Origin of the sequence: uncultured Brachyspira sp. (genome assembly GCF_944390845.1) — a bacterium.
Taxonomy (GTDB): domain Bacteria; phylum Spirochaetota; class Brachyspiria; order Brachyspirales; family Brachyspiraceae; genus Brachyspira; species Brachyspira pulli.
Genome location: NZ_CALXRM010000112.1, coordinates 1 through 7,967, shown reverse-complemented (window position 1 = coordinate 7,967; position 7,967 = coordinate 1). Strand labels below are relative to the sequence as shown.

At 26.6% G+C, this 7,967-nt stretch carries 10 protein-coding genes; 1 reads left to right on the top strand and 9 read right to left on the bottom strand.

Annotation, left to right across the window (positions count from 1 at the left end):
• Window positions 1-183: 183 nt before the first annotated feature.
• From Q0K52_RS14290 to fliS, 6 genes are all read right to left on the bottom strand, one after another.
• Window positions 184-852 carry an ankyrin repeat domain-containing protein gene (locus tag Q0K52_RS14290; protein ID WP_297300555.1) on the bottom strand — a complete coding sequence of 223 codons (669 nt, stop codon included), beginning with the start codon at window positions 850-852 and terminating at the stop codon, window positions 184-186.
• 123 nt (window positions 853-975) lie between these two features.
• The gene (gene fabG, locus Q0K52_RS14285) at window positions 976-1,710 is read right to left on the bottom strand and encodes a 3-oxoacyl-ACP reductase FabG (protein ID WP_297300554.1); all 735 of its coding nucleotides are present in this window, start codon (window positions 1,708-1,710) and stop codon (window positions 976-978) included.
• Window positions 1,711-1,713: 3 nt separating this feature from the next.
• Window positions 1,714-2,217, bottom strand: a complete 504-nt coding sequence (locus Q0K52_RS14280; protein ID WP_297300553.1) for a 3-hydroxyacyl-ACP dehydratase — start codon at window positions 2,215-2,217, stop codon at window positions 1,714-1,716.
• Between the two features lie 6 nt (window positions 2,218-2,223).
• Window positions 2,224-3,396, bottom strand: a complete 1,173-nt coding sequence (locus tag Q0K52_RS14275) for a beta-ketoacyl synthase N-terminal-like domain-containing protein (protein ID WP_297300552.1) — start codon at window positions 3,394-3,396, stop codon at window positions 2,224-2,226.
• 267 nt (window positions 3,397-3,663) lie between these two features.
• The gene (locus tag Q0K52_RS14270; protein WP_297300551.1) at window positions 3,664-4,410 is read right to left on the bottom strand and encodes a protein kinase; all 747 of its coding nucleotides are present in this window, start codon (window positions 4,408-4,410) and stop codon (window positions 3,664-3,666) included.
• A gap of 7 nt (window positions 4,411-4,417) precedes the next feature.
• Window positions 4,418-4,891 carry a flagellar export chaperone FliS gene (gene fliS, locus Q0K52_RS14265; protein WP_297300550.1) on the bottom strand — a complete coding sequence of 158 codons (474 nt, stop codon included), beginning with the start codon at window positions 4,889-4,891 and terminating at the stop codon, window positions 4,418-4,420.
• Window positions 4,892-5,055: 164 nt separating this feature from the next.
• Between fliS and Q0K52_RS14260 the strand changes: the two genes are divergently transcribed.
• Window positions 5,056-5,877 (top strand): aldo/keto reductase, encoded by an 822-nt coding sequence (locus Q0K52_RS14260; protein WP_297300549.1) that lies wholly within the window; start codon window positions 5,056-5,058, stop codon window positions 5,875-5,877.
• A 426-nt stretch (window positions 5,878-6,303) separates the two neighbouring features.
• Here Q0K52_RS14260 and Q0K52_RS14255 read toward each other — a convergent pair whose 3' ends face one another.
• The 3 genes from Q0K52_RS14255 to flgC are packed head-to-tail and all read right to left on the bottom strand — an operon-like array spanning window position 6,304 to window position 7,926.
• Window positions 6,304-7,086: a hypothetical protein gene (locus Q0K52_RS14255; protein WP_297300548.1), complete on the bottom strand. Its 783-nt coding sequence runs from the start codon at window positions 7,084-7,086 to the stop codon at window positions 6,304-6,306.
• A 15-nt stretch (window positions 7,087-7,101) separates the two neighbouring features.
• Window positions 7,102-7,431: a flagellar hook-basal body complex protein FliE gene (fliE, locus tag Q0K52_RS14250; RefSeq protein WP_297300547.1), complete on the bottom strand. Its 330-nt coding sequence runs from the start codon at window positions 7,429-7,431 to the stop codon at window positions 7,102-7,104.
• Between the two features lie 33 nt (window positions 7,432-7,464).
• On the bottom strand, window positions 7,465-7,926 hold the full coding sequence (gene flgC / locus Q0K52_RS14245) for a flagellar basal body rod protein FlgC (protein ID WP_012670385.1): 462 nt from the start codon (window positions 7,924-7,926) through the stop codon (window positions 7,465-7,467).
• Window positions 7,927-7,967: the final 41 nt, after the last annotated feature.

The following is a 7,967-nucleotide window of genomic DNA, read 5'->3' as shown; positions in this document are numbered from 1 at the left end:
AAATTATGATACACCTATGTTATACTTTAAAAAACTAAGGAATACTTAATGCAATATGTCTGGCTCCTGTGCATTTAATATTAGAATGTTTCGCAGATATTTTTTATTAATGAATACAATACTTTTATAATATTAATAAATCTTATAAAATAATAAATATTAGACATTTAAATTATGAGTTTATTATTCAGTAGCACCGTATTCATTTAAGAAAGCTATTAATGTTTCAGGTTTTTTATAATTTTCTTTAATGTAAGTTAGAGCTGTTCTTCCGTTTTTATCTTTAGCATTAACATCGATACCATTGTCACATAATATCCTAGCAATTGGAAGCATATTTTCACTTTTATCAGCTGACATAAATACCATTATTAAGGCATTATCACCATCATTATTTACAGCATTAATATTAACTTTATAATCTACTAAAGTTTGAACTATATCTGCATACAATTTATAAGAAGCCACATGCAAAGCAGTTTCTCCATAAGTGTTGGCAGCATTAACATCAGCACCGGCTTTTAACAATATTTTTGCTATATCAGCATATCCGCCTGTAACAGCCATAATTAAAGCAGTATATCCTACCTTATCAGCAATATTAATATCTGCTTTTGAATTTACTAATAATCTAACAATAGCACTATGTCCATGATGAGAAGCAAGCATTAAACCTGTAACTCCATCTTCTGAAACTACATTAATATTAACTTTTCTATTAATAAGCGAAACTACGGAATCATATTTTCCTTCTTCACATGATTTTAAAAATTTAATTTCATTATCTGTTAATCCATAAACGGCATTAAAAAATAAGGCCAATGTAAAAAATACATAAATAAACTTTTTCATAAATAACCTATTTTATATACAAATACTCTTAATATAAATAAGATTAAAACTATATTTGTAAAAAATTTTTTGAAGAAATATAGTTCATATCATACAAAAAATGATAATTACATATTAAATTATTTAAAACATTCCGCCGTCTACACTGATAACCTGTTTTGTAATATAATTAGCTTCATCAGATAATAAAAAGTTAACAACATTAGCAACATCTTCAGGTTTTCCTATTCTTTTTAAAGCTATCATATTTTTAGCATGATCTATTATCTCATCATTTATCATTTCGCTTTCAATAACACCAGGAGCAATACAATTAACAGTAATATTTCTTTTACCTAATTCTATAGCCAAAGATTTTACAGCACCTATTAAACCAGCTTTTGAAGCAGCATAATTAACTTGTCCTCTATTACCTATAATACCTGATACTGAACTTATAGCTATAATACGTCCTCCTTTTCTGCACCTTATCATAGGCATAACTATAGGATTAACAATATTATAAAAACTTTTAAGATTAACATCTATAACATTGTCCCATTCTTCTCCAGTCATAGCAGGAAAAGCATTATCCATAGTAATTCCAGAAGAAAGAACTACACCATAATAAGGTGAATTGTCTTCAATATCCTTAAGTAAAATATTTTTAGCTTCATCTCTGTTTGAAACATCTATCTTTAAGAATCTTATATTTACATCATAATCTTTTGAATAATCCTTAATTTCATTTATAAAAGAATCGTTTCTATTGTAGCATAATACAGCATCATAACCATTTGATATGACTTTCTTTGATATAGCAAGACCTATACTTCCAGAAGCCCCAGTTATTAAAATAGATTTATTTTTATTTACCATAATTTATCCGTTTATTAGATTTTCTGAAGAACTTTCCATTACCATAATAGAACAGTCCATAACTTTATTTTTATAATTAACTATTTTCTTATATTCTTCCAAACTATTTATATAATCATTACTTATTATTACTTCCCCATCATAATAAGCTATATTTGAATCTTTCAATACTTCTTTTACAAATATATAAACTCTGCTATCTGATTTTACTCTATTAATATAACAATTAACTTTCTTAATATTTAAGATAAAACCTACCCTATTAGAATCATTACTGTTGTTTAAAGCCCCATTATAAGCAGCTGAAGTTTGTGCCACATACTCTGTAAATATATAAGACTCTATACCTTCATCATCAGAATTTTCACAATGATCATAAAATATATTATCTTCTTTTATATTAGAAAAAGTTAATATTTCATTTTCATCAAAATTTATATCAATAATGCCTTCTATTAAAAGCATTTTACCTTTATGCGGTACATTTAATATATATTTGCTTTCCATAAATAATTATTTTCCAACTATTAAACAAGTATTGCTTCCGCCGAAACCAAAAGAAACACTCATACAATTTTCAAGTCTTTCAGCAGAAATTTTCTTAGTAACCAAATTTATTCTTGAAAGTTCATTATCATATTCACCGTCATATAAATGAGGCGGTATTATCTTTTCTTTATTCATTTTAGAAAGAGCTATATAACAAACTCCAAGCTCCATAGCACCAGCGGCACCTATAGTATGGCCAAATGATGTTTTACTTGAACTGCAGTATATATTAGAAGCATTTACTCTTTCTAATGTTTTACTTTCCATTTTATCATTAATTAAAGTACCTGTACCATGAAGATTTATATAATCTATAGAGTTAATATTCATATCAGCATGTTTTAAAGCATCATTGATACATTTACTTGTAGTATTTCCTTCTATATCTGGGCTTGTCATATGATGTGAATCTGAATTACTATTATAGCCTTTAAGATATAAAGCATCTTCTGAATCAATAAAATTCTCTCTGGCAAGTACAGTAAATGCTGCACCTTCTCCTAAATTAATTCCGCTTCTATTTTTTGAAAAGGAATTTGTCTTATTATAATCAACAACTTCAAGAGAATCAAAACCGTAAACAACAGTATCAGTTACAACATCAGCACCGCCTACTATAGCAACATCTATTACATTGCTTCTTATAAGCTCATCAGCAGCAATTATTGCATTTGCACTTGAAGTACATGCTGTTGATATTGTGAAAGAAATACCAGTGACATCTAAATACTTTTGTAAAAAATCACAGCATATATTCAAACTTTGCATAACTAATATTCTTTTTTTATCTTCAACTGTTCCTCTTAATATATAATCTTTAGTTTCATCGCTTCCATTTTCACATGTGCCTACTATAACAGATATTCTATTCTTTCCGTATCTCTTTTTAGCTTCATCAATTATTGGTTTTAATTGATCAACTGCATACATAGCCATTTTATTTATTTTATTGTTATATGGGTCATCTAATTCAAAATTAAAGAAATCATTGTCTATTTTTCCGAGAAAAAATTTTTTAGTATAATCATTATTTTCTTTTAAAGCGTATTCTCCATTAATGAAATACTTGTTGTATAATTCTTCTTTACTCCTAGCAAGACAATTAATAATGCCAAAATCCAATAATAAATTACTCATATTACACCTCAATCAAAGTATATAATTCTATTATAAAAAAGTCAAATAGTTCATTTTGAAAGATATATTTAAATACTATAGTTATTTATAATTTAAATAAAGAATATATTTATTGTATATCACTAATACATTATAATTATGTTTCTATATAAAAATTTAGAACCACTTATATTTAATGGATAAATTTAAAATACTAAAAATACTATATAATAAAAAAGAGATGTTCATTAAATTATGAACATCTCTTTATAATATTTCTAAATTAATTTAATATTTTATTGAATTAGTTTGATTATAATTAATCAATGTATATGAATGAAGTCTTCCGTCATTACCTTTATAAACATTCATATTAAGAGGGTCAACCTCCCATACTCTGTCTACAACAAAGTTATAATAATAATTTCCTGATTCCGGTCTTAAAGTTATAACCCATAAATTATTAGAATATGTCATAGGATATCTTAAACTATCGAAACCCAATTTATCTGAAGTAAACATAACTTCTTTAGCTGTTTCATTACTATAGAAGAATGTTACTGTACCATCAGAGTTATAAATAGGATTCTTTTCATAAAAACCTATATCATTAGTCAATACAAAATAACTAACTGCCTGATTATTATTATCATATTCTGTATTAGAGTTCACTGGGTCATTAATCCATACTCCATTAACTCTGTATCTGTAAGAATATTTTCCAGCTTTCAAAGGTACTTGCCAAAGATAATAATAAACACCATAAGAACTTTTTATAAGAGGAATACTATCTTCCCAATGGTTAAAATCACCTGATACCTCTACAGAATCATAATTTTCAGCAAATGTAAATAATACTCCGTCAGGTACAATACGAGGTGCCATAACATCTTGTATATTATAGTATTTCAATATTTCCATACTATTCATTCTAGCTTCATACTGAGCTATACTTTCAAAATCTTTATCTTTACAAGATATAAAAAACACAATAGAAGTTATAAACAATAATGTTAATTTATATATATTTTTCATTGATATATCAACCTGTTATATTTAATTTACTTTCACCGCTTGATGATGAAGAAGAATCATCTTTCTTATTAGTAGAAGATGAAGTTTTATTTTCAACATTTCCTTTAGCTAATTGCTCCTCAACACCTTCCCAAGCCATTTTTAATTCTTTAAGATATCTTATAACTTCAAGCAATGGCGGTTTAGTTTTAGATATATTACCTTCTGTAAGTTTTTGATTCATATATGTGTATATAGAAGCTAATCTATTAGCTATATCTCCTGCCTCATAGTTTAAAGAAGATAAAAGCTCATAAATGATTTCTTGTGCTTTTACTATATTATTATGTGCTTCTTCTGTACCATGTTTCTTATCCATAGCAGCACATGCGGTTTCCAAAAACTTAATAGCTCCATCATAAAGCATAATAATCAGCCTATTTTGTGAAGCTGTACTTACATCTACCTTTTTATATTTTTCGTATCCGTTGTTACTTGCCAATTGAATCCCCCAAATACATTATTATGTTAATTACTAAATATTATCGGAAAATCATAAAATCCATAAAACATTTTTTAACTATTATATAGAGAACAAAAAAATATTGCTGTAATTAAATCTATTATAACATATAATAAAATTAATACTACAATGAGGAATAAATTATGTTTAACGTCAAATTCAATAATGGTATAGAAATGCCAATATTAGGTCTTGGTGTGTATAAAATGACAAATAAAGAAGAATTGGAAAACGCTGTAAAATGGGCAATAGAGGCAGGATATAGAAAATTTGATACTGCTCAATTTTATAATAATGAAAAGGAATTAGGCGAAGCTATAAGAAAAACAGGAATAAAAAGAGAAGAAGTATTTATAACAACAAAAATATGGAATACAAAACAAGGATACAACTCTACAAGAAAATCATTTGAGGAAAGCTTGGAAAAACTTAATATGGATTATGTGGATTTATTATTAATTCATTGGCCTGGACAGAAAAAGGAAAGATATTTAGATACTTATAGAGCATTAGAGAATATATGTCAAAGTAAAAAGGCTAAATCTATAGGATTAAGTAATTTTGAAATAAAACATTTAAAAGATATATTCGCTCATTGTAATATAGCACCTGTAGTAAATCAAATAGAAAGACACCCAAATTTATTAAGAAATGAATTAGTAGATTTTTGTAAAAAACATAATATTGTATTGGAAGCTTGGTCTCCTCTCGGCAGAGGAAAATTATTTAATAATGATGTTATATTAGATATAGCCAAAAAATACAATAAAACTCCTGCTCAAATAATACTAAGATGGAATATTGAAAGCAATATTGCAGTTATACCTAAATCAGTAAATAAAGACAGAATAGAAGAAAATATTAATGTATTTGATTTTAAATTAGAACAAAATGATATAGAAAAAATAAATTCATTAGAAAACGGAGACAGAATAGGAGCTGATCCTCTTACTTTTGATTTTTAAAATATATAAATGTAATTATATTTAATATATACCTAAACAACTATATTTTGTCAAAAATAAAATTATATTCTCTTTTTAATATATGGGGCTTTGCCCCATACCACACTTCTTTTGCGACCGTAGGGAGTGCCTGTGGTATTGCCACAAAGAAGCAAAAGGGCTATATTTTAGCTTAAATTGATAATTTATATTACATGTAAAACAATTTTAGTATGATTTAGTACTAATTTTATCCTTGCACTTTTTGGTTCTTTGACGAAGTCCGCAGAGCGTATGCGGCGGGAAAAAGAACAACAAAAAAATTGACAAACTTAAAAATTTTTAAGCATATAATTTTTTATTTTTTCCATATTGTAAAAAATACAAATGTTAAAACGAAATATTAACCTTATTTTGATAAAGTATAATTGTTTGAGTATAAATTAGTTATAATGAAAATATATCTTTTATTATATAAACAAAGTCATTCTTTGGAAATTTATTTATATTGATTACATTTTCTATCTTCTCAGCAAAATACAATTTGTTTTGATTAGGTAAATATGAAACAGTGAATATTTGAGCATTGCTATTTAATAACTTTTCTTTTGTATAGCCATGTTCTGACATCTCTATTATTCTATCTGGAATATTATCACCATAGAATATAAAAACTGCATGATTATATAATTTAGCTTTTAATATTTTTGCTTTTTCATCATTATCATCTTTCTTGAAAAGTTTTTGATTATCATCTACATATAAATCAAATATTTCATTGATTTCATTTTTTATATTATTTAAAACTGCTTCTCCGTCTTTATCAATATCAACTAAGAAAAAATAATATGCATGTATTATAATGGATTTTTTATTCTTTATTACATCAGCATTTATAAATACTCTTGATGAATTAATAGAATACATACTATAACCAAAATATCTAAGTCTGTCTATTATATTATCTTTAGTAACATTTTTATTTAATGTATGTTCTAATTGTGAATTATTTCTTATGAATAATAATTTTCTTTTATTAATATTTGAAACATCGATATATAGAAATATTATTGTTGCAATTTCGAGAATAATTAAAAGTATTGTTATATATAATTGATTATTATTATAGATTGAAAAAAAAATTAAGTTGGCAAACGCTATGGCTATAACACCATAAACGCTTGCCCTTAATAACTCTTTTTTGAAGGAGAACAGCTTATTATTGTTCATTATTTCTATTTTATATTATCTATAAGTTGTAACTTCTTGATAAGCTCTAACTGCTCTATCAACTACAGCTTTTGTAAAGCTAAGTGATAATTCAGCTTCAGCAATAGCGTTCATTACATCAGATACATCAACCTGATCTGGTCTTATACCTGCCTGTACTATAATATTATCTCTGTCAACTTGTTTTTGATTAACAGATTCTATAGCATCGCTTAACATTGTACCGAAATTACTTATTAAATCGTTACTAGAACTTCTTCTTAACTGCTGAGCAGGTCCATAATGTCTAGGATCTGTAGTTTTTAGTACGAATCCGTAATTATCTCCAACATTTCCAACGTTCATAAAAAATATCCTTTATAAAAATCTTATTAAAAATTAATATCTAATTATATTCAAAGCACTTCCAAACATAGTTTTAGCAGATTGAATCATAGTAGAGTTTGCCTCATAAGCTCTTGAAGCTTCCATCATATCAACCATTTCAGTAACAGGGTTAACATTAGGCATTTCTACATAACCAGCTTTTTCACCATATTTAATAGCATCAGGGTGAGAAGGATCATATACAAATCTAGTTGCTGTTTCCATATCCTTTTCTATGCTGAATACTCTTACACCAGTACCAACATTAGGCTGTAAAGCATCTGGTAAAAATGGGCTTCTATATTTATTGCCGTCATCTCTAGGCTTAAATATAACTCTGCTTCTTCTGAAAGCACCGCCTTCAGTAGTTCTTGTTGTATTAACGTTTGCTATATTATCAGCAATAACATCTAGTCTTGTTCTTTGAGCTGTTAAACCGCTTCCAGATGTATTAATTATTGAAAATATTCCCATTTACTATTCTCCTTTAGAATTCACAATACAAAATTAAGCAT